This window comes from Telluria sp. AC161 (assembly GCF_979258535.1).
The window spans coordinates 1,939,322-1,960,543 of sequence record NZ_OZ409861.1 but is presented as its reverse complement, the minus strand read 5'-3'; the positions used below and the strand labels follow the sequence as shown (position 1 = coordinate 1,960,543).

Sequence of the window (21,222 nt, the reverse complement as noted above, 5' to 3'; positions counted from 1 at the left end):
ACCAGACCAATAACAAACTAGGCCAACAGGGAACCACCATGTACAAGACCATCCTTCATACCAGTGTTGCAGCCGCCTTGCTGTCGTGGGGCGTGCCGGGCCACGCCGCCGACAAGGCGGTCGATCCCGCTGTCGACTCAGTTGTCGACACCGCGGCGGCGGCGGCCGTCGCGCCAGACGCCCCCGCGCTTGCCAGTACCGGCGTCGTGATCGTCACGGGCACGCGCGCCGCCGGTCTGACGGTCGAGGACAGCGCCTCGCCGATCCAGGTGCTCGACGCGTCGTCGCTCGCCCGCACCGGCCAGCCCGACCTGATCCAGGCCCTGGCCCAGAACCTGCCGTCGCTCAATGCCCAGGCCTTCGGCAGCGACATGGCGGCGATGACGCTGTCGGCACGCCTGCGCGGCCTGTCGCCGAACAACACGCTGGTGCTGGTCAACGGCAAGCGCCGCCACGGCACCGCCAACCTGGCCGTGCTGGCCGGCGCCTTCCAGGGCGGCGCCGCAGCCGACCTGAACTTCATTCCGGTAGCGGCGATCGAGCGCGTCGAAGTGCTGCAGGACGGCGCGGCCGCGCAGTACGGCACCGACGCCATTGCCGGCGTCATCAACATCATTCTCAAGTCCAATTACCGTGGCGGCAGCGCCAACGTGAGTGGCGGTGGCTACATGGACGGCGGCGGGCACACGGGCGACGGCATGGCCAATATCGGCCTGACCCCATTCACCAACGCTTACCTGTCGCTGACGGCGGAAACGAAGTACCACGGCTTTTCGGAGCGCGGCGGGATCGATCCGCGTGTCGTCGATCCGGCAACGATGGCGGCGATGCCGTCGCTCGTCAATGCGCCGGGCTACCCGTACCTGAACAAGATCCAGGGCGACGCCCAGTACCGCCAGCACATCTTCGCGGCCAATTTCGGCGTGGACCTGGGTGGCGACACCGAGTTGTACAGCTTTGCCACCTACGGCAAGAAGGAAGCGCGCGCCTTCGAGAACTACCGCATGCCCAACCGCCTGCCCGCGATCTACCCGCTGGGTTTCAGCCCGCAGGAGACGTTCGACGAAGAAGACTATGCGTTCACGTTCGGCATCAAGGGCAAGGTGTTCGGCAACTGGAACTGGGACTTATCCAGCACCTACGGCAAGGACGTGGCCAAGCTGGGTGTGGCCAATTCGGCCAATATCTCGCTGTTTGCCGATACGGGTGCGACACCGCTGTCCTTCAAGGCCGGGCAATTCCAGGCCAGCCAATGGACCAACAACCTCGACCTGCGGCGCGAGTTCGACGCCGGCATGGCTACGCCGCTGACGCTGGCGCTGGGCCTCGAGCACCGCCGCGACACCTACGCGATCGTTGCGGGCGACGCCGCATCGCGCTACAAGGAAGGCGCGCAATCGTTCCCGGGCTTTTCGCTGACCGACGCCGGAAAACACAGCCGCAACAACAAGGCGGTCTACGCGAATATTGCCGTGCAGCCCGTGGCTGGCTGGACGATCGACATCGCCGGACGCTTCGAGGATTTCAGCGACTTCGGCAACGCCAAGGTCGGCAAGCTCACGAGCCGTTACGACTTCACGCCGGACGTGGCCGTGCGCGCCACCTACAGCAATGGCTTTCGCGCGCCGACACTGGCCGAATCGTTCTATTCGGCCACCAACGTGTCGCCACGCAGCGCCTTTGTGCAACTGGCGCCGAATTCGCCGGGCGCCCGGCTGGTGGGGATCGACGGCCTGAAGCCGGAAGCGTCGACCAATATCAGCGCGGGCCTGGTGCTCAATCCGATGGCCGGCATGTCCGTCACGCTCGACGCCTACCAGATCACGATCCGCGACCGCATCGTCGGCAGCGGCTCGTTATACGGTTCGGGCGGCGCCATCAATTCGCCGGCCGTCACGGCGGCAATCCTGGCCAATGGCAATGTGCTCGATCCGACCGTCGTGCAGACCGGTATCAACATCTTCACCAATGCGGTCAACACCCGCAGCCGCGGCGCTGAACTCGTCGCCACCCTGAGCAGCAACTACGGCGCTTACGGCCGCGTGGACTGGTCGGCCGCGGCCAATTACAACAAGGTCGAGGTCATCAAGATCAACCAGGCGCCGACGCAGCTGGGCGCGCAGACGCTGCTCGACGCCACCGCGATCTCGCACCTGGAAACGGCTTCGCCAAAGGTGCGGTTGAATCTGGGCGGCCTGTGGCGCATGGGTGACTGGACCGTGAACCTGCGTGAGAACTACTTCGGCAAATCGTCCGAACAGTTCTCGACCGACGGCGCGGTGTATCGCGAAAACCGGATCAAGGCCAGCCTGCTGACTGACCTGGAAGTGAGCTACCAGATCAGCAAGGCCTGGAGCCTGTCGCTGGGCGCGAACAACCTGTTCAACGAGTACCCGGACAAGGTCAACGCACTGACGCTGGCCGAGCAGCGCGCCAATCTGGACAACGGTGCGGTGACGATCTACCCGGGCTTTTCGCCGTATGGCATCAACGGCGGTTACTACTATGCGCGCGCGGCCGTGAAGTTCTGAACCACGGCATGACGTATCTGGCGTCAAACGTCGAGTGGGTGGCCGAGGCGGGCCAGCCGCTCGAGCACCACGTCGCGCTCGATGTAGTTGCTGCTCTTGGTCAGCAAGGCCCGCTTGAGGAACGGGAAGCCGGCATCGAGCAGTTCCATCGGTTTGACGAGGGTGGGGTTGTGGACCCCGGTGGCGTCGCTGAACCACAGCGCGCCGACCGTCATCGAGCGCGCGGCCACGCGCGCCATGCGCGTCTCCTGCAGCGCAATGACGTCCTGCGGCGCGCTCAGGGCGCCGAACGGAAAGAACACCGTGGCCAGGCGCGCCATGCGTGCCGGCGTCACGTCGCGCAGGCAAAAGGCATACGACTGCACGTGGTTGGTCAGTTCGCTCGACGCCGTGAAGCCCGTGAGGTCCCAGCGACCGCTGTCCAGCACGGGCCGCAGCGGCGTGAACGGCCCGAACACCGAATCGTTCATGACGATGACGTCGGCGCCCGGCGAGCGGCGGCTGAGATGGCGCAGCGCCAGCGTGTACGCCGAAAAATCGTAGCCTGGCGTCGCTTTCCACAACAGCGCATCGCACAGGGCCGGCAAATCGGCCGGCATCCGGGATTTGTCCGCACAGCTGCACACCACGAGGATCGGCAAGCCTTCTTCGCGCAGCCGCGCCAGCGTAAAGCGGTGCGCCGACTGCAGGACGCCGTCCGGCGCAAACAGGAAGTACACGATCCACGCCTTCTGCGCGCTGGCCGGCACGACGACGTGCGAGGCCGGGCGCCGGTGGACGGCGCGCGCAAAGCGCTCCGCCATCTGACGCCGCTCCCAGCGCATGACGGGTGACGGCGTGAAGTCCCAGTCTGTGGTGACGCCATCGATGCTGGATGCGTCAGGGAGCTTGAACGCGGTGGAATAGGTGCTGTGCATGGTTGTAAATATGCTACCTGAGTACGCTGCGGCAGGCGAATGCGATTCAATCGTGCGCGGCTACCCGCACTGTATGTATCATCGAAAATATTGACGATAGCCTTGCAGATAACTCGTTTTTCAAGTGCGAAGGGGCGGTGCATAATGGCTCCATCGCATCGAGATCAGGGCAAGGACCGGTTGCTATCAGTAGGGGCAACCAGAGTCGAGCAGCTCGATGATCACCTCACAAAAGGAGCACATGATGTTGAACGTCCGTAAAAGCAATGAACGTGGTGGCGCCAGTTTTGGCTGGTTGAACTCGCAGCACTCGTTTTCGTTCGGTCATTATCACGATCCGAAACACATGGGGTTCGGCCCGCTGCGCGTCATCAATGATGACCATGTGGAAGCCGGTCGCGGGTTCGATTCGCACGGTCACCGTAATATGGAAATCATCTCGTACGTGCTCGAAGGCGCCCTGGCGCACAAGGACAGCATGGGCAACGGCTCGGTGCTGCGCTACGGCGATGTGCAGGTCATGAGCGCCGGTACGGGCGTCGTGCACAGTGAGTTCAATGGTTCGAAGACCGAAGGCGTGCACTTCCTGCAGGATCTGGATCGAGCCGAACGAAATCGGCGCCGAGCCGCGCTACGAAGAAAAGCACTTCGACACGGCCTCGAAGACCGGCAAGCTGCGCGTGGTGGCGTCGAACGATGGCCGCGATGGCTCAGTCTCGATCCGCCAGGATGCGTCGATTTATGCGGGCATCTTCAACGGCGCAGATGGGGCGACCCATGCGCTGGCCGATGGCCGCCAGGCCTATGTCCACGTGATTCGTGGCCAGATCACGGTCAACGGCGTGGCGCTCGGCGGTGGCGACGCGCTCAAAATCACCGGTGAACCGGCGGTGACGCTGGGCCAGGCCGAGGCAGCTGAAGTGCTGGTGTTCGATCTGCCGCAGTAAATATTTTCAGGCAGTAACGCCGCCCCGGGCCCGGGGCGGCTCGTCGTTTACGCGCTCGCACACGGATCGACGGCCATGCGCGCGAACGGTGAACTCGTGCGCATCCGGTCGATCCACCAGGTGAGCGCCGCGCCATCCTCGGTGCTGCGCCAGGCCAGATAAAAGGTTTCGTCGGGCTTGGGTTCCACCACCTGTTTTTCAATGAGCTGGCCGCGCGCGATGGCCGGCCTGGCCCAGGCCTCGGGCAGGAAGCCAAAGCCCAGCCCCTGCACCTGGAATTCATACTTGGTGCGCATGTCGGGCACGGCCAGCGTGGCCTGTCCGAACAGGATGCCTACGGTGCGCGCGCCCAGCACGCGCGCCGAATCCGACACCGTGATCGCCCGGTACGGCAGCAGATCGGCCTTGTCAAGCGCGTGGTCCAGCGCTGCCAGCGGATGGTGCGGCGCGACTGCGAACACGAAGCTGCTCGTGCCGATCGGTTCGGCCGTGTAGCCGCCGCCCGACGGCCCGTCGCCGGCAGCGCCCACGAGCAGGTCGACACGGCGGTCGAGCAACGCGTCCCAGGTGCCACCGAGCGACTCGCGCACGATACGCAGGCGCGTGTGGTCGGCCACTTCGTAGAACGCTTCGATGTCCTGCTGCAGGCCACCCGCGCCCAGCACCGAATCCATCCCGATCGCAAAATCCGTTTCCCAGCCCGAGGCCACGCGCCGCACGCGCGACTCCAGGTCGCCGGCGGCGCGCAGCAGGTAGCGGCCTTCCTTGAGCAATGCCTGGCCTGCCGGCGTCAGCGTGACCTTCGGCCCGAAGCGGTCGAACAGGCGCACGCCCAGGTCGTCCTCGAGCTTGGACACCGTGTACGAGATGGTGGACGGCACGCGAAACAATTCCTTGGCCGCGCCCGCGAACGAGCCGCGGCGGGCGATGGTGTCGATGATCTGAAGGGCGTCGAGGCTAAGCTTGAGCAAGTAGGCATCCTGGAATCGGTATCCAGCCATGGTAGCGGCAAGCGCCGGCGCCACCAAGCCCCGGGCGCGAAAAATAGCAGTCTGATTCTATCGCCACGGCGGGCGGGTAGCGATACTTCATCCCGTCAGGCGCCGCTTCCGGCCCGGTCACAACGCAATGTACGTCAAGGAGCAGGCCATGTACCTGATATCGCTGGGCGCCGGTGTGCTGGCCGGCTTGCTGTATGGCCTGATCAACGTGCGCTCGCCCGCGCCGCCCGCCATCGCGCTGATCGGCCTCTTGGGCATGCTGATCGGCGAGCAGATCGTGCCGGTCGCCAAGCGCCTGCTCGACGGCGCCCCGGTGACCGCCGGCTGGTTCGCCAGCGAGTGTACCCCGCGCATCACGGGCGTTGCGGCCAAGGCGCCCGCGCCAGGACTAGCGCCGACCCCTGCGCCGGGAGCCGACGAGCCGCCCGCCACGGGCCAGGGCTGAACCAGATTCGACGAACCATCCACCATCACAGGGAGACCACCATGACCAACCCGAAACTCGACGTTTTGACCCCGCAGAATTCGCAACTGATCTTCATCGACCACCAGCCGCAGATGGCCTTCGGCGTGCAGTCGATCGACCGCCAGGTCCTGAAGAACAATGTGGTCGGGCTGGCCAAGGCGGCCCGGGTCTTCAATATCCCGACCACGCTCACGACGGTCGAGACCACCTCGTTCTCGGGCCACACCTATCCCGAGCTGCTCGACGTGTTCCCGGGCCAGCCGATCCTCGAGCGCACCTCGATGAATTCGTGGGACGACCAGAAGGTGCGCGACGCCCTGGCGGCCAATGGCCGCAAGAAGGTCGTCGTGGCGGGCTTGTGGACCGAAGTGTGCAACACGACGTTCGCTCTGTGCGCGATGCTCGAAGGCGATTACGAGATCTACATGGTCTCGGACGCCTCGGGCGGCACCAGCAAGGAAGCGCACGACATGGCGATGCTGCGCATGGTGCAGGCCGGTGTGGTGCCGGTGACCTGGCAGCAGGTACTGCTCGAATGGCAGCGCGACTGGGCGCGCCGCGAGACCTACGACGCCGTCATCAAGATCGTCACCGAGCATTCGGGCGCCTATGGCATGGGCGTGGACTATGCCTACACGATGGTGCACAAGGCGCCCGCGCGGGCGGCGGGCACGCACGAGGTCCTGGCGCCCGTACCGGCGTAACGATCATGGCCACCCCACGCGCCGCGTCGCCGGCCCTTATCCTGATCAATGGCTGCTTTCACACGGTCGACCGTGAACAGCCGCAAGCCTCTGCCGTGGCGATTCGCGACGGGCGCTTCATCGCGGTGGGTGACATCGATGTCGTCATGCGCCACCGCGAAGAAGGCAGCCAGGTCATCGACCTGCGTGGCCGCACCGTCGTTCCAGGCCTGAACGACTCGCACCTGCACCTGATTCGCGGTGGCCTGAACTACAACCTCGAGCTGCGCTGGGAAGGCGTGCCGTCGCTGGCCGATGCCCTGCGCATGCTCAAGGCGCAGGCCGAGCGCACCCCCAATCCGCAGTGGGTGCGGGTGGTGGGCGGCTGGAACGAATTCCAGTTTGCCGAACGGCGCATGCCGACGCTGGACGAGATCAACACGGCGGCGCCGGACACGCCCGTGTTCATCCTGCACCTGTACGACCGCGCGCTGCTCAACCGGGCCGCACTGCGCGCCGTTGGCTACACGAAGGACACGCCCAATCCGCCGGGCGGCGAGATCGTGCGCGACAGCGCCGGCAATCCGACCGGCATGCTGATCGCGCGGCCCAACGCGATGATCCTGTATGCCACGCTGGCCAAGGGCCCCGTGCTGCCGCATGACCTGCAGGTTAACTCGACCCGCCAGTTCATGCGCGAACTCAATCGCCTGGGGATCACGAGCGCCATCGACGCCGGCGGTGGCTTTCAGAATTATCCCGAGGATTACGCCGTCGTCGAGCAACTCGACGCGGCGAACCAGCTGACGATCCGTATCGCCTACAACCTGTTCACGCAACACAAGGGAAGCGAGCTGGAAGACTTCCAGCGCTGGACCGGCATGGTGACGCCATGGCAGGGCAGCGACTACTACCGGCATAACGGCGCCGGCGAGATGCTGGTGTTCTCGGCGGCCGACTTCGAAGATTTTCTCGAGCCGCGTCCGGATCTCGATCCGGCCATGGAAGGCGAACTGGAACGCGTCGTGCGCCACCTGGTGGCGCAGCGCTGGCCGTTTCGCCTGCACGCAACGTACGACGAATCGATCTCGCGCATGCTCGACGTGTTCGAAAAAGTACACCGCGACATCCCGTTCGATGGCCTGCACTGGATGTTCGACCATTGCGAGACGATCACGCAGCGCAATATCGACCGCGTCGCGGCGCTGGGCGGCGGCATCGCGATCCAGCACCGCATGGCGTTCCAGGGCGAGTACTTTGTCGACCGTTACGGCAGCGAAGCAGCGGCCGCCACGCCGCCGATCAAGCAGATGCTGGCAACTGGCGTGCCGGTCGGCGCCGGCACCGATGCCACGCGCGTGGCCAGCTACAACCCGTGGACGGCGCTGTACTGGCTCGTCACCGGTCGCACCGTCGGCGGCCTGGCCCTGTACGGCAGCGCCGGCTACCTGCCACGCCAGGTCGCACTCGAACTGTGGACCGCCGGCAGCGCCTGGTTCTCGAACGAGCAGGACGGCAAGGGGCGCATCCGCGAAGGCATGTTTGCCGACCTGGCCGTGCTGTCGGCCGATTTCTTCACGGTCGATGCCGAAGACATCAAGGCGATCGAATCGGTGCTGACGGTGGTCGGTGGCCGGATCGTCTACGGCGCGGCCGAGTTCAGCGATCTTGGCTTGCCGCCGATTCCCGTGCTGCCCGACTGGTCGCCGGTGGCGAGCGTGCCGGGGCACTGGCGCAAGACGGCTGCACAGCCAAAGATGGCATTGCCGCACCAGTGCAGCGGCCCGTGCGGCGTGCATGCGCACAGCCACGATCATGCGCGTCAATCGACGATTCCCATATCGAGCTACAGCGGCTTCTGGGGCGCGCTCGGTTGCAGCTGCTTCGCGTTCTGACATGCCGCCGCCACATCCTTCCCGGCTGCATGGCTTCAATATGGGCTTGTTTGCCGGCTACGTCGACACGCTTGGTTTCATGGCGCTGTTTGGCCTGTTCACGGCGCACGTCACCGGCAACTTCGTGCTGCTGGGTGCGTCGCTGGCCGACCCGGGCCAGATTCCGTCGCTGCTGAAGATCCTGGCGTTCCCGGCCTTCATTGCCGGCATCGTTGCCGCACGGCTGCTGGTCGCGTCGTGCGAGCGGCGTGGCGCCAGCGCGCACCGGCCATCGTACCTGCTGCAACTGGCGCTGCTGACCGGCTTCATGGTATGCGGCATGCTGGCCGAGCCGGTGGCGCGCACGATGTCGGCGCTGGCGATGGCGGCCGGCCTGTTCGGCGCGGCGGCGATGGGCGCGCACAGCGCCGCCAGCAAGCTGCTGCTGGCGCATCTCGCGCCCACGTCCATGATGACCGGGAACGTCACGCAACTGGTGATCGATACGGTCGACCGCCTGCGCGGCGCGGGTGATGCCGCCACGGCAGCCCGCTGCAGCAAGTTCTTCTGGCCGCTGTGCGGGTTTGCCGCAGGGTGCGCCGGTGGCGCCTGGCTGTTCCTGGCGTTCGGCTTCGTCGCGCTGAGCGTGCCGCTGGCGATCCTGGTGCTGCACCTGTGCGTGCCGTCGCTTGAGGCCGTTGCATGAACAAAGCCCGGCTCGAAGCGTTCAGCGACGGCGTCATCGCCGTGATCATCACGATCATGGTGCTGGAGCTCGAGCCGCCGCACGGCACGACGCTGGCCGACGTGGCCGGCGTCATCCCGGGCTGGTTGCGCTATGCGCTGAGTTTCTTGTACGTGGGGATCTATTGGGTGAACCACCACGCGCTGCTGGAACGGGTCGGGCGCGTGGACTGGGCCGTGCTGTGGGCCAATCTGCACCTGCTGTTCTGGATGTCGCTGATTCCGTTCGTCACGGCCTGGGCCGGCGAACACCCGATGGCGCCGGCGCCGGTCGCGCTGTACGGTGTCGTGCTGCTGCTGTGCTCTTTGTCGTTTCTGCTGCTGTCGTGGCGGCTCGGTGCGAGCGATGGCGCGGCCCATGCGCCAGCCTGGCACGCGCGCAAAAACCAGGTGTCGGTGGGCTTGTACGGGCTGGCCATCGCGGTCTCGCCCTGGTCTGCGCCGCTCGCCGCCGTGCTGCATGTCGTGCTCGCGGCGATGTGGCTGGCACCGGACCGTACCGCGCCCCACACGCCATGACTGGACGCCCCCGCAGGGTGACGGCATCATCCAGGTGACCACAACCAGAAGAGGACCGCCGTGCATCAACGAACCGCCCCGATCACCATCCTGATCGCCGACGACCATCCGCTCATGCGCGAGGGGATCGCCGCCGTCATCCACAGCCAGGCCGACATGCAGGTGGTGGGCGAGGCGGCCGATGGCAATGAAGCCGTGGCGCTGTACCGCACGCTGCGCCCCGATGTGACGCTGATCGACCTGCAGATGCCGAACCTGAACGGCATGGAGGCGATTGTCGCGATCCGCGCCGAATTTCCGCAGGCGTGCCTGGCGATCCTGACCACGTTCCGCGGCGATGCGCGCGCCATGCAGGCGATCAAGAGCGGGGCGCAGGGCTATCTGCTCAAGAGCTCGCTGCGCAAGGAGCTCACCGATGCCATCCGGGTGCTGGCGGGCGGCCACCGCTATATTCCGGCCGAGATCGCCGGCGAGCTGGCGCGCCACCTGGGCCACGAAACGCTTACCGTGCGCGAGCTGCAGGTACTCGAGCTGACCGCGCGCGGCAATGGCAACAAGGAGATCGGGCGCCTGCTCACGCTGTCCGAGGACACCGTCAAGGGCCACCTGCGCAGCATCATGGACAAGCTGGGTGCGAACAACCGCACGCATGCGGTGACGATCGGCATCGAGCGCGGGTTTCTCGAGATATAGGCGCGGCACGGCAATCCTTTGTCGCACCCCCACTTTCGTGGGGGGCAGCAGCGCCCCATCGTGGTCTGTCGCCATCGACCACGCCATTGCACCATCCGGATCGTTACCGAACTTTCCGGAGGGATTCCATGCAGCTGTCTTCATCGCCGCCGCGCCAGCATGGCGGCTTGCCGCACTGGCAGATCCAGCGCGTCACCGACTACATCGACGCCAACCTCGCGGCCACGCTGCGCACCGAGCGTCTGGCCGCCACCCTTGGCCTGAGCGTGAGCCACTTCACGCGCGCGTTCAAGCACAGCGTCGGCGTGCCGCCGCGCGTGTACGTGCTGCGGCGCCGGCTGGCAGCCGCCTGCGACGCCATGGTTGCGTCCAGCACGCCACTGACGACGATCGCGCACGCGCACGGGTTTTGCGACCAGTCGCACTTTACCCGCAGCTTTCACGATGTCATCGGCCTGTCACCCCATGTCTGGCGCGCGCAGCAGAACAGATGTCTTTTTTGAAAGTGGTATCGTAGAGGCTGCCCAATGATATGGAGTACGTCCCGTGTTCGAGTTCATCACCGAGTTCATGCAAAAGAGCGGCTATCTGGGCGTCTTTGCCCTGATGGCGCTGGAAAACATCTTTCCGCCGATTCCGTCCGAGCTGATCATGCCGTTTGCCGGATTCGTCGCTGCGCGCGGTGACCTGAACGTGGTCGGCGTGCTGCTGGCCGGTACCGCCGGCTCGGTGGCCGGCGCCTTGCCCTGGTATTACGCCGGCAAGGTGTATGGCAAGGAGCGGCTCGAAGCCTTCGCCGACAAGCACGCGCGCTGGATGACCGTCACCCACGGCGACATCGAGCACGCGATGGCCGCGTTCGAAAAACATGGCAAGAAGGTGGTGCTGCTGGGGCGCCTGATTCCGGCGATCCGCACGCTGATTTCGGTGCCGGCAGGCCTGGCCAAGATGTCGATGGGCCAGTTCCTGTTGTTCTCGACGATCGGTTCGCTGATCTGGACAGGCATCCTGACCGGCGCCGGCTATGCACTCGAGAGCCAGTACGAGCGCGTGGCCGAGTATGTCGATCCGGTGTCGAAGGCGGTCTTGATCGGCCTGCTCGGCTGGTATCTGTACCGCGTGGTGACGTTCAAGTCGCGCAGCAAGACCTGAAACATCCAGGGCTGCCGTTCAGGCGAGCGGCAGCCCTTGCTTTTGGCGCTGTCAACGTTAAATAGAGACGAGCTTTGAACTCATGAGCGGTACTGTGGTCCTACCCCTGTCCCCAGCGTCAGGAGTCGATCATGAAAGCGCCGCGTTTCAAGAACTGGTTCGCAAAACTGCCGTTGCTCAACCAGCCGCAACGCCGGCAAGTGCTCGGTGCTTTGCACCCCTTGGCCGGGCTCGAGCAGGTGGTCGCGCTGATCACCGAGGTCAGGACGCCAGGCCGCTGCTGCCCCAGATGCGGCAATGAGCGCTACTACCGCCACGGCTTTGCCAATGACCTGCAGCGCTACCGATGCTGCGCCTGCGGCCGCACGTTCAACGACCTGACCGGCACGCCGCTCGCGCGGCTCAGGCTGAAGGCCAAATGGCTCACGTACTCGCAAGTGCTGCTCCAGTCACTCCCGGTGCGCAAGGCGGCAGACCGGGTTGGCGTGCACCGCAATACCGCTTTTCGATGGCGCCACCGCTTCCTGCACTGGAGCAAACTCGACCGGCCCGCAGCGCTGAATGGCATTGTTGAGGCCGACGAAACATTCCTGCTCGAATCGCAAAAAGGCTCCCGCACACTCGACCGCCCGGCGCGCCGCCGCGGCGGTCGTGCGACCAGGCCGGGCATTTCGCGCGAGCTCGACTGTATCCTGGTGGCTCGTGACCGCGAAGGACGCACTATCGATGCCGTTACCGGTCGTGGTGCGGTAACGGCGGCGCAACTCGAGCGCGATCTGCTGCCCAAGCTCGATCCCCGAGCGCTGCTGGTCAGCGACAGCCATCCGGCCTATCGGGCTTTTGCACGCAAGCACAAAATTGCCCACGCAGCGGTCAATCTGCGTGCAGGCGTGCGCGTCAGGCATCTCGGCAACAGTGCCATCCACGTGCAGAACGTGAACGCTTATCACCAGCGTTTCAAGGCCTGGCTGCTCGGCTTTCGTGGCGTGGCATCGCGCTATTTGCCTAACTACCTGGGCTGGCGCTGGGCGCTGGATGGCGACAGGGTCAGTTCGCCCGAGCACTTGTTTCACATCGCAATCAGAGTCATCAGTAGATAACGCTGACTGCGCCTTGCTTTTTATGCCACGCCAGCTATGATTGTGCGGTACGACCAATAACAAGAACGCACATCGACGAAAAGCCCGCATGGCCCCGCTTTGCCTACGTATCGTTGCATGGACGCTGGCCGCCACGTCGTTGGCGCATGCCCCCGTCAGTCATGCACATCAGTTTCAATCAAAGTCCCAGTCCCCAGCCGCCATCACTCCCTGGCGCACCGATCTGCAACACACCGGCTGGACCCGCAAGGATGGCGCGCCAGCAAACGTGTTTTCGATGGCCCAGGATGGCAATGGCCTGCTGTGGTTCGCTGCCACCGATGGCCTGTACAGCTTCGACGGCGCGCGCTTCGTGCGCAACCGCGCCGTGTATGGCCACCCCCTCCATTCGCCGGCCATTACCGCTGTCAAGGCGGTCGGCGACACAATCTGGGTCGGCTACCAATTCGGCGGCATCAGCCGCTTTACGCCCGGCGCCGTGCAGCACTACACGGGCAGCGGCGGGCCGCAGGGTGCGGTGTACTACTTTATCCATCTGCCCGACGGCAGCTTCTGGGCCACCGGCAGCCGCGGCCTGTTTGCGTTCGATGGAGAACACTGGCGTCTGGTGACGGCGGCCGAGGGCTTGCCCGAGGGTGCGCAACGGTTCCACACCGTCCTGCCCGACGGCAGCATGCTGGTGTATGGCGCCGATGGCGTCTACCGGAGCGAACGTCATGAGCAAAGCGGGCAAAGTGGGCAAAGCACGCCGGGCCGCGTCTACACGTTCAGGCGCGTGCTCGACCAGGCGGGCGTCGATGGGGGCGACCTCCTAACCGAGCGTCAGGTATTGATCAACAGCCGCGCTCGCGGCCTGCAACTGTTCGACCCGGATACCGGCAGCGTGACCCCGTTCACGCTGAACAACGGTGGCTTGCCGATGCTGACGTATGCCATCGATCGCCGCCACCGACTGTGGGTGAATGCGGGCGATGCGCTGCAGCTGCTCGACGAACAGAAGAAGCCCGTGCAACAGTTCATGCCGGCCAACGGTTTCTCGGGCAAGTCGATGACCAGCTCACTGACGGACCGTGAAGGCAATCTGTGGTTCGCCACCGAGAACGGCATCGACCGCGTACGCGAGCCGCGCCTGGCGACAATCACACTGCCGAAAGGCCAGACCGGGCTGCCGGGCGTGATTGCGGGCGACGACGGCGCCGTATGGGTCATCAACCGCCATCACGAAAACGCGTTCCCGGTGCCCACCTTCGTCGTCGACCGGCAGGGCGGACGCCGCAGCGTGCCGATCTACCGCGCCAGCGCGACGCACCGCCAGGCCGATGGCACGCTCTGGTTTGCCGCCGATGGTGGCTTGTGGCGCGTGGCGCAGGGCGCCACCACGCGTACGCCGCTGCCGCCCGACCTCGCGCCGCAGGTCGTCCAGGCGATCACCGTGGCGCCGGATGGCGCATTGTGGCTGTCGGTGACAGGCAAGGGGGTGCACGTGCTGCAGGACGGCGTCTGGCGCGCCGGTGGCGGGCATGCCGACCTGCGTATGCCAACCGCCATCACCCTCACCACTGACCGCGCCGGGCGCATCTGGTTCGGCTATGTCGATAACGGGATCGCCGTGCTGGACGCCGGCCAGGTACGCCGCTTCACTGACAAGGATGGCCTGGCCGTAGGCAATACGCTGGCCATCGTCCAGGGGCGCGACCGGACCTGGGTCGGCGGCGACCGTGGCCTGGCCTGGTTCGATGGCCGCCGCTTCGTACCGCTGGCCGAAACGGGGCGCGGCGCCTTCTACGGCGTCTCGGGCATCGTGGAACGTGCCGGCGGCGAACTGTGGCTGCACGACACGGGCGGGCTGGCGCGCATCGACGCGCGGGCGCTGGCGGATGCCACTGCCCGGCTGCGTCCGGACGTGGCTGCCGAACGGTTCGACCATCTCGATGGGCACCTGGGGATGCCGGCGCAGATCCGGCCGCTGCCATCGCTGGTCGAGGCAACCGACGGCCGCCTGTGGTACGCCACCTCGAACAGCGTCGGCCACATTGACCCGGCTGCCATCCCGCGCAATCCGCGCCCGCCGACCGTGCTGGTGGGCGCCATCCGCACGGACGAACGCAGCTATCCTGCCGGCGCGCCGGTGGTGCTGCCGGCCCGCACGCCGCGGCTGGAAATCGACTTTACCGCCACGGCGCTGTCGATGCCGGAGCGCGTGCGCTTTCGTTATCGCCTGCTGGGGCAAGACCGCGACTGGCGCGACGCCGGCAACGTGCGCCAGGCCGTGTACACGAACCTGGCGCCGGGCGCCTACACCTTCGAAGTCATCGCCGCCAACGAGGACGGCGTCTGGAGTCCCGCGCCGGCGCGCGCGGCGCTGCGCATCGAGGCCGCCTTCACGCAGACGCTCCCGTTCCAGCTGGCCTGCGGGTTCGTGCTGCTGGCCATTGGCTGGGCGCTGCACCGCTGGCGCTTGCGGCTGGTCGCGCGGCGCCTGCACCATGACGTCAAGGTGCGCATGCTCGAGCGCGAACGCATCGCCCGTACGCTGCACGACACGTTCCTGCAAAGCGTGCAGGCGCTGGTGCTGCGCATGCATGTCCTGATGGGCAAGCTGCCGGGCGAAGGCAGCTTGCGCGCCGATGTCGAGGATGTTCTGGTCCGGGCCGAAAACGTGATCGACGAAGGCCGCGAGCGGCTCACGCAATTGCGGCGGCTGGCGGTGCGCGACGGGATGCTGGCGCAGTCGCTGGCCGAGGCGGGCAAGCAGTTCGCGGCGCCGGCCGGCGTGCGCTTCGTCGTGCGCAGCAGCGGCGCGCTGCCCGTGCTGGCGCCGGACGTCGAAGAAGAACTGTTCACGATCGGCCGCGAAGCCCTGTCCAATGCGTTTCGCCACGCCGGCGCGCGCCAGGTGGTGCTTGAACTCACGTGCCAGGGTGGCAACCTGCGCCTGGCCGTGAGCGACGACGGGCAGGGGATCCCGCCCGACATCCTGGCCCGCGGCGCGCGCCAGGGGCACTGGGGCTTGCCCGGCATGCGCGAACGCGCGCGCCTGGCCGGTGGTGCGCTCACGATCGCCAGCACTTCGCGCGGTACGACGGTGGGCGTCGATCTGCTGCTTCCCACCGCCGACGCGCCGGTCCAGCTGCCAGCCGGCTAAGCGGACGCCGCCACCCGTTTCGGGCTGGCCTGCCGGGGCTGCTCCTGTCTCTGTTGCGCATATGGCAGGCGCCGGCATGTGTTCATGTGATCAGCGCCTGCTCGTGCGCCTGCCTGATCGCCGTGCGCTCTTTGCCCTACACGCCGATCGATTCGCTCCAGTCGCCTCTGGTCGTGAAATAGTCCTCCATCCTGTTCATCCACCGCGGCGCGTGACGGTCGCTGCTCCACTCCTCGAGCATGGCGTTGATCTCTCGTCTGGTACTTTCTGGCAGATCGATCGGGCTGGCGTCGTCGGTCAGGACGGCATGCACCAGTTTGTAGCCGGCTACTCTGAACAGGAAGCGGACCAGGGAAAACTCAGGGCTGAGCTTGCGGACGACGCGATCGATGAGCTTCGTCGTGCCCATGCCGGCGGCGAATACGCAGCGCGAGGCAAGCGATGCGCGCGCGTGAAAGCCCAGGTCGCGCGCGGTTGCTGCGCTGGTCAGGTGTTCGACCACCAGTGCGGCGGCCGGCTGCAACAGGGCATGCGGGATCGATTTCTCGATCGATCCCAGCAAGGCGCCGCCAAGTGCGCGGCGCGGGTCGTCCGCCAGTGGCTTGGCCCGCGCACGCGCCTGCAGACGCGCGAAAAGGATAGCGGCGTCGTCCATCGTATGCGCCATCATCTGCGCATCAATGCCCAGCAGATAGCCGACCACGTTCCACAGGTGGAGATAGGCTTCCTCGTCCGGCTTCGCAAAGCCGAGGCCGAGTCGGCGCAGGCCACGCAGGTAGACGAAGCCGAAGGTCAGCAGAGTGTACGAGAGTTCTTCCTGATTACACGGAAGCCCATCGTTAGCCGGTTTCCACCCGTGGGCAAGCGCCTGGCGAAAGGTGTTTTCAGTACGGGCGGCCTGTGCCAGCGGGGGCACTTCCTGCAGCTGGCCCTGGACGACACGCTCCTGCGGACTGCCGCGCAGAAACAGGTGGCGCATGACAGCGTGGATGAATCGCGCCTTCAGCACTTTCGGCCGGCCTGCACCAAGCTCCTTGCGCAGACCGCCGCTCATCAGGGCTGCCATGATCATGGCGGACGTTGCGCGGATGCGCTGGTCGGTCATTTTCTCCAGATTGCCGGTAGCACGCAGAACGGTCGAGATATCGGGAACGACATACACTTCCGGCAGGCAGGCGCAAAAGAACAGGATGCAGGAAACGACGCCACCTTCCCGAAACAGCCGTTCGGCCCGCTCGATCTGCTGGTGGTCGGCCCATTCCGGCAAGGCCGCGCATGACTCAACGAGGTTAGCGAGCTCATCGTGTTCGCCGTGGAGCGTGCGCCGCTCGGCGACCCCTGCAGCGATATCCTGATTGAGGGACAAGGGCCTCAGAAAGGCGAAAGCTTGCTGTAGCGCGTGTAGCTTGCCGTCTGCGCCTGTGTCGGGCTCGCTTTGGCTTGAGAGCAAGGCGGCCACGGCGCGGTCGGCTGTGGGGTCGCCGCAGTACTTGAAACCATCAATCAGTTTGTCGGTCCATTGCATGCGCGTCACCCTGTCAATCGGACGCAGCGTTGGGCCGGAAGGACCATTGCTGGTACGTCAGTAAAGCAGCAAGCAGGGGGATGCCCATCGCGAACAAGACGATCGTCCGCGTTTCAACGGGTTCGCCGTGCATCATCAGAAATACCATCAGGTCTGCATAGATCAGGACCGGCACTAGCGCATGCACTTTCCTGAACGGCTCAGCGACGGCCGGTGGCGGGGCAGAACGGGTCAGCAGATTGAACAGCGCGGCGATCACCGTCGAAATCGACATCCAGCCCACGAAGCCCTGCAGGGTTTCCCCGAACCAGTAGCCGTCGGTCTTGGTCATGATCCACGCCTTGGCGACAAAGACCATATACGGGTCCGCCCCGAGGTCGTAGGCCGTTACGAGCATGCCGCAGAATACGGAGGACGCGATGATCGTACCGACACCTCCGGCTGGCGCGACGGGCGTGCGAAACAGGATGATGTTGCCAAGAACGAGGCACATGTGTACCAGGTTGAACCACATGAGCGGAATCACGACTGGCACGCCCAGCAGCCGCAGTCCGAGTCCGTCGGTAAAATCGTAGTCGCCGAAGAACCAGCCGTAGTTTTCACCCATGTATTCGGCGAAGAAACCAATACTCACAGCCAGAACCATAAGCCGAAGGCCCATGCGCACGCCGTACAGGTGCACCGCGCTCGACACGCAGGTGACGAACATCAGCACCGAGACCACAAACATGGTTTCGACGCTCAAATGCAGCGCCGCGGCGCCCATTGCGCATAGCAGCAGGGCGAAAGCACCGAAGGTCAACAGCGTAAATCGATTATTCGTGAAACTCATCTACATCCTCAGCGGACGAAAGGGACAACCGAACCCGGACGATGTGGGAGAATCCCGGGGGTTCTGACTCCGGCGAAACATACTGCCAGGGTTCTTGCCGCCGGATGGAACGGGCTACACGAGCTCGAATTTCCAGGCAACAAACAATTACGGCTGTTATTATTATGCAGATGATTGCGGCAGGTCAACATTTATGCCCAGCATCGCCTCTGTTTATCCAAGAACACTGTATGGCTGTGTTGTTTGCTTCGCACCTGAACGGCGCCTTGCGGGATTGTCAATGGTGCTCACGCACGGGTCTTGCCACCGCGCGATCTTCCACGACGCCGTGCAGCCTGACCGACCAGGCCACACCGGCGATCAACAGCGCGATTGCCGCCAGTTCCAGTGGCCGTGGCCCGGCGCCGCGATAGATGCAGCCGTACAGCAGCGCGAACAATGTTTCGAACAGGATCAGCTGGCCCGTCAGCGTGACGGGCACACGGCGGCTGGCCACGTTCCAGAAATGGTTGCCAATGACCGACGCCCCCAGCGCCAGCAGGGCATTGCAGGCCCAGAACACGGTCCAGTCGCGCTCGCCCGCCACTGGTGCGCCGATGTCCCAGAACGCGAACGGTGCCAGCACCAGGGACAGCACGCCGGTGGCCAGGCCGTACAGCGCCGACCATTCGCCGCTGCCAAAGCGCGGGTTGTTCTTCAGGTAGCGCGCATTGTCGAGCGCGTACCAGCTCCAGCACAGCAAGGCGCCGGTGGCGCACAGCACGCCGCCGGCGATGGCGATGCCCGATGCATCGACCGGTGCATGCATGAAGGTGTCGATGTTGATGCAGGCGATGCCGGCCGCGACCAGCAGCAGAGGGGCCAGCATGCGCCGCAGCGGCACCGCGCCGTGGTCATGGCGACCGAGCAGCGTGACCACCAGCGGCACCATGCCGACGATCAGCGAGGTCGGCCCGACCCCCGCATACTGCACGCCATACGTCAGCAGCACGTAGTACACCAGGTTGCCGGCCAGCGCATGGCGCGCGAGCGCGTACAGGTCGGCCCGGCACAGGCTGGCGAGGAGGGCGCGCAGGCGCGGGCCCAGGAGCACGAGGGCGATGGCGCCGTAGGCCAGATAGCGCCCGACGGTCAGTTGCAGCGGGGTGAACGCGGCCAGATAGGCCGGCGCGATGAACACGATGCCCCACATGGCGCCAGCCAGCAAGCCGCACAACACACCGATCCCCATGCCTGTTCCTTCCCGTGATCCCGTCAGCCGGGCATTCTAGCAGCGGCTCAGGCTGCCAAAGCGAGACGGTCAACCTGCGCGCCGGTGTGCGTGCGAGACGACTGGGCAATCTCGCTATCCACGTGCAGAACGTCAACGCTTACCATCAGCGTTTCAAGGCCTGGCTACAGCGCTTTCGCGGCGTGGCGTCGCGCTACCTGCCCAATTACCTGGGCTGGCGCTGGGCGCTGGATGGAGAGCGAATTATTTTGCCAGGGCAATTGCTTCGCATTGCTATCAGCGTCATCAACAGATAACACTGACTGCGCCAGGCGGAACGTGGCCACGACCGACGCGAGCTGGCTGGCCTGCTCGCGCATCGCGTCGGCCGCCGCGGCGGCTTCTTCGACGAGGGCGGCGTTTTGCTGCGTGACGTGGTCCATCTCGACCAGCGCGGTGTTGACCTGCTCGATGCCGGCGCTTTGCTCTTCGCTGGCGGCGGCGATTTCGCTCACGATCACCGTGACCTGGCCGATGCTGTGCACGATCTGCTGCATGGTCGTGCCGGCCAGGTCGACCTGGCGCGTGCCTTCGCGTACCTGGGCCACCGAATCATCGATCAGTGCCTTGATTTCCCGGGCCGCGCCCGCCGAGCGCTGGGCCAGCGTACGCACTTCACCGGCAACCACGGCGAAGCCGCGGCCCTGCTCGCCGGCGCGCGCCGCTTCGACAGCGGCATTGAGCGCCAGGATATTCGTCTGGAACGCAATGCCGTCGATCACGCCGATGATGTCGACGATGCGCTGCGACGACGCGTCGATGCGGCCCATCGTGCCGATCACGTCGCCCACGATGCGCCCGCCGTCGCCGGCCACGCCGGCAGCCGTGGCGGCCAGGCTGTTGGCGCGGTGCGCGTGTTCGGTATTCTGGCGCACGGTCGACGTCAGTTCTTCCATCGAGGCGGCCGTTTCTTCGAGCGAGCCGGCCTGCTGCTCGGTGCGGGCCGACAGGTCCTGGTTGCCGCTGGCGATGTCGCCCGAGACGTGAGCAATGGTCGCGGTACCGTCGCGCACCTGGCCGACGATACCGGCCAGGTTCCCGTTCATGCGGCCCAGCGCGTCCAGCAACTGGCCGACTTCGTCGCGCCGGCCCGTTTCGATGCGGCTGGTCAGGTCGCCCGCGGCAACGCGCTCGGCCACTGCGACTGCGCTGCGCAGTGGCTGGGTGATCGAGCGGGTGATCCACCAGGCGCAGCCGATGCCCAGCAGCAGCGCAGCCCCGGACAGCGTGAACAGGATGACCCTGGTCCTGGCGTACGAATCAAGGATGGTGGTTGCAATGACGCCGGTGGCCGCGCTTTGCATGTCGGCGAACTTGCGTACCGTTGCCAGGTACGAATCCGTCTGCGGGGTCAGGCGGGTACGGTAGAGTTCCTCGAGCCGGGCCTGGTCGCCCGCGCGCTTGGCCGCAAACAGCGCATCGCGCGCGCCCATATACGCCTGGCGCTCTGCCTTGACGGTCTTGAACTGCTCACGCACGCCCGGGTTGGCAAGTGCCGCGTCAATCTCCTGTTGCAGGACGTCCGAGCGCGCCGTGATGGCAGCGCGGCGCTCTGCGATGACGTCCAGGATCGACGCATCCGGCGCGTGGTAGACGGTGTCGTTGATCGCGGTGTTGACTTCGATATTGCGACGCCATTCGGCAATATTGCGTTGGTTCTTCATGCTGGTGTTGACGAGGCGGTGCGTCTTGCTGCCTGCTTCGTCCATGCGGGTGAGGGCGGTCGCGCTCAGTGCGACGAGGAGCGTCAGCACAATGGCAAAGCCCAGCCCGAGGCGGGCGCCTAATGGCAGGTTCTTCATGGGGATGGTCCTGAAAATCAG

At 65.5% G+C, this 21,222-nt stretch carries 17 protein-coding genes and 2 pseudogenes; 13 read left to right on the top strand and 6 right to left on the bottom strand.

Features of this window, described 5'->3' with window-relative positions; all coding sequences use genetic code 11:
- The first annotated feature begins 38 nt into the window (after nucleotides 1-38).
- The gene (locus tag ACZ0AJ_RS08835) at nucleotides 39-2,531 is read left to right on the top strand and encodes a TonB-dependent receptor plug domain-containing protein (protein ID WP_499453952.1); all 2,493 of its coding nucleotides are present in this window, start codon (nucleotides 39-41) and stop codon (nucleotides 2,529-2,531) included.
- A gap of 23 nt (nucleotides 2,532-2,554) precedes the next feature.
- Here ACZ0AJ_RS08835 and ACZ0AJ_RS08830 read toward each other — a convergent pair whose 3' ends face one another.
- Complete coding sequence (locus ACZ0AJ_RS08830) at nucleotides 2,555-3,448, bottom strand: rhamnan synthesis F family protein (RefSeq protein WP_499453951.1); 894 nt, start codon at nucleotides 3,446-3,448, stop codon at nucleotides 2,555-2,557.
- 244 nt (nucleotides 3,449-3,692) lie between these two features.
- On the opposite strand from ACZ0AJ_RS08830, the pseudogene ACZ0AJ_RS08825 reads away from it, so the two are divergent.
- Nucleotides 3,693-4,395 (top strand): annotated as a pseudogene (locus ACZ0AJ_RS08825) (pirin family protein).
- 47 nt (nucleotides 4,396-4,442) lie between these two features.
- Here the strand turns inward: ACZ0AJ_RS08825 and ACZ0AJ_RS08820 are convergent.
- Nucleotides 4,443-5,366: a LysR substrate-binding domain-containing protein gene (locus ACZ0AJ_RS08820; protein WP_499453948.1), complete on the bottom strand. Its 924-nt coding sequence runs from the start codon at nucleotides 5,364-5,366 to the stop codon at nucleotides 4,443-4,445.
- A 178-nt stretch (nucleotides 5,367-5,544) separates the two neighbouring features.
- Between ACZ0AJ_RS08820 and ACZ0AJ_RS08815 the strand changes: the two genes are divergently transcribed.
- The 10 genes from ACZ0AJ_RS08815 (at nucleotide 5,545) to ACZ0AJ_RS08770 (ending at nucleotide 15,772) form a co-directional block, all read left to right on the top strand.
- Nucleotides 5,545-5,841 carry a XapX domain-containing protein gene (locus ACZ0AJ_RS08815; RefSeq protein ID WP_499453946.1) on the top strand — a complete coding sequence of 99 codons (297 nt, stop codon included), beginning with the start codon at nucleotides 5,545-5,547 and terminating at the stop codon, nucleotides 5,839-5,841.
- A gap of 41 nt (nucleotides 5,842-5,882) precedes the next feature.
- Entirely contained in the window at nucleotides 5,883-6,566 is a 684-nt protein-coding gene (locus ACZ0AJ_RS08810; protein WP_499453945.1) for a hydrolase, read from the top strand.
- A gap of 5 nt (nucleotides 6,567-6,571) precedes the next feature.
- Entirely contained in the window at nucleotides 6,572-8,440 is a 1,869-nt protein-coding gene (locus tag ACZ0AJ_RS08805) for an amidohydrolase (protein WP_499454556.1), read from the top strand.
- Between the two features lies 1 nt (nucleotide 8,441).
- Nucleotides 8,442-9,125, top strand: a complete 684-nt coding sequence (locus ACZ0AJ_RS08800) for a YoaK family protein (RefSeq protein WP_499453944.1) — start codon at nucleotides 8,442-8,444, stop codon at nucleotides 9,123-9,125.
- Nucleotides 9,122-9,682: a TMEM175 family protein gene (locus ACZ0AJ_RS08795; protein ID WP_499453943.1), complete on the top strand. Its 561-nt coding sequence runs from the start codon at nucleotides 9,122-9,124 to the stop codon at nucleotides 9,680-9,682. Before ACZ0AJ_RS08800 ends, ACZ0AJ_RS08795 begins: the two co-directional genes overlap by 4 nt.
- A 60-nt stretch (nucleotides 9,683-9,742) precedes the next feature.
- Nucleotides 9,743-10,375: a response regulator gene (locus tag ACZ0AJ_RS08790; protein ID WP_183552584.1), complete on the top strand. Its 633-nt coding sequence runs from the start codon at nucleotides 9,743-9,745 to the stop codon at nucleotides 10,373-10,375.
- A gap of 128 nt (nucleotides 10,376-10,503) precedes the next feature.
- Nucleotides 10,504-10,878, top strand: a complete 375-nt coding sequence (locus ACZ0AJ_RS08785; RefSeq protein ID WP_499454553.1) for a helix-turn-helix domain-containing protein — start codon at nucleotides 10,504-10,506, stop codon at nucleotides 10,876-10,878.
- Nucleotides 10,879-10,921: 43 nt separating this feature from the next.
- Nucleotides 10,922-11,527: a DedA family protein gene (locus ACZ0AJ_RS08780; protein WP_499453939.1), complete on the top strand. Its 606-nt coding sequence runs from the start codon at nucleotides 10,922-10,924 to the stop codon at nucleotides 11,525-11,527.
- A gap of 131 nt (nucleotides 11,528-11,658) precedes the next feature.
- Nucleotides 11,659-12,627 (top strand): IS1595 family transposase, encoded by a 969-nt coding sequence (locus tag ACZ0AJ_RS08775; RefSeq protein WP_499453937.1) that lies wholly within the window; start codon nucleotides 11,659-11,661, stop codon nucleotides 12,625-12,627.
- An 88-nt stretch (nucleotides 12,628-12,715) separates the two neighbouring features.
- Nucleotides 12,716-15,772: a sensor histidine kinase gene (locus ACZ0AJ_RS08770; protein WP_499453936.1), complete on the top strand. Its 3,057-nt coding sequence runs from the start codon at nucleotides 12,716-12,718 to the stop codon at nucleotides 15,770-15,772.
- 136 nt (nucleotides 15,773-15,908) lie between these two features.
- Here the strand turns inward: ACZ0AJ_RS08770 and ACZ0AJ_RS08765 are convergent, their stop codons facing one another.
- From ACZ0AJ_RS08765 to ACZ0AJ_RS08755, 3 genes are all read right to left on the bottom strand, one after another.
- Nucleotides 15,909-17,297 (bottom strand): oxygenase MpaB family protein, encoded by a 1,389-nt coding sequence (locus tag ACZ0AJ_RS08765; RefSeq protein ID WP_499453935.1) that lies wholly within the window; start codon nucleotides 17,295-17,297, stop codon nucleotides 15,909-15,911.
- A gap of 13 nt (nucleotides 17,298-17,310) precedes the next feature.
- A complete protein-coding gene (locus tag ACZ0AJ_RS08760; RefSeq protein WP_499453933.1) occupies nucleotides 17,311-18,129 on the bottom strand; it encodes a carotenoid biosynthesis protein in 819 nt (272 codons plus the stop codon).
- Nucleotides 18,130-18,406: 277 nt separating this feature from the next.
- Entirely contained in the window at nucleotides 18,407-19,360 is a 954-nt protein-coding gene (locus tag ACZ0AJ_RS08755) for a DMT family transporter (protein ID WP_499453931.1), read from the bottom strand.
- Between the two features lie 62 nt (nucleotides 19,361-19,422).
- On the opposite strand from ACZ0AJ_RS08755, the pseudogene ACZ0AJ_RS08750 reads away from it, so the two are divergent.
- Nucleotides 19,423-19,593, top strand: a pseudogene (locus tag ACZ0AJ_RS08750) (IS1595 family transposase); the annotation flags it as partial.
- On the opposite strand, the gene ACZ0AJ_RS08745 reads toward ACZ0AJ_RS08750, so the two are convergent.
- Nucleotides 19,525-21,201, bottom strand: coding sequence for a methyl-accepting chemotaxis protein (locus tag ACZ0AJ_RS08745; protein WP_499453930.1), 1,677 nt, complete (start codon nucleotides 21,199-21,201; stop codon nucleotides 19,525-19,527). The pseudogene ACZ0AJ_RS08750 and the gene ACZ0AJ_RS08745 sit on opposite strands and share 69 nt — an antisense overlap.
- Between the last annotated feature and the right edge of the window lie 21 nt (nucleotides 21,202-21,222).

Excerpts from the sequence above, each read along its gene's own strand:
- ACZ0AJ_RS08785 (WP_499454553.1), top strand. The coding sequence starts at position 10,504 with ATGCAGCTGTCTTCATCGCCGCCGCGCCAGCATGGCGGCTTGCCGCAC.
- ACZ0AJ_RS08835 (WP_499453952.1), top strand. The coding sequence starts at position 39 with ATGTACAAGACCATCCTTCATACCAGTGTTGCAGCCGCCTTGCTGTCG.
- ACZ0AJ_RS08770 (WP_499453936.1), top strand. The coding sequence starts at position 12,716 with ATGGCCCCGCTTTGCCTACGTATCGTTGCATGGACGCTGGCCGCCACG.
- ACZ0AJ_RS08805 (WP_499454556.1), top strand. The coding sequence starts at position 6,572 with ATGGCCACCCCACGCGCCGCGTCGCCGGCCCTTATCCTGATCAATGGC.
- ACZ0AJ_RS08765 (WP_499453935.1), bottom strand. The coding sequence starts at position 17,297 with ATGCAATGGACCGACAAACTGATTGATGGTTTCAAGTACTGCGGCGAC.
- ACZ0AJ_RS08760 (WP_499453933.1), bottom strand. The coding sequence starts at position 18,129 with ATGAGTTTCACGAATAATCGATTTACGCTGTTGACCTTCGGTGCTTTC.
- ACZ0AJ_RS08800 (WP_499453944.1), top strand. The coding sequence starts at position 8,442 with ATGCCGCCGCCACATCCTTCCCGGCTGCATGGCTTCAATATGGGCTTG.
- ACZ0AJ_RS08795 (WP_499453943.1), top strand. The coding sequence starts at position 9,122 with ATGAACAAAGCCCGGCTCGAAGCGTTCAGCGACGGCGTCATCGCCGTG.
- ACZ0AJ_RS08815 (WP_499453946.1), top strand. The coding sequence starts at position 5,545 with ATGTACCTGATATCGCTGGGCGCCGGTGTGCTGGCCGGCTTGCTGTAT.
- ACZ0AJ_RS08830 (WP_499453951.1), bottom strand. The coding sequence starts at position 3,448 with ATGCACAGCACCTATTCCACCGCGTTCAAGCTCCCTGACGCATCCAGC.
- ACZ0AJ_RS08810 (WP_499453945.1), top strand. The coding sequence starts at position 5,883 with ATGACCAACCCGAAACTCGACGTTTTGACCCCGCAGAATTCGCAACTG.
- ACZ0AJ_RS08745 (WP_499453930.1), bottom strand. The coding sequence starts at position 21,201 with ATGAAGAACCTGCCATTAGGCGCCCGCCTCGGGCTGGGCTTTGCCATT.
- ACZ0AJ_RS08755 (WP_499453931.1), bottom strand. The coding sequence starts at position 19,360 with ATGGGGATCGGTGTGTTGTGCGGCTTGCTGGCTGGCGCCATGTGGGGC.
- ACZ0AJ_RS08775 (WP_499453937.1), top strand. The coding sequence starts at position 11,659 with ATGAAAGCGCCGCGTTTCAAGAACTGGTTCGCAAAACTGCCGTTGCTC.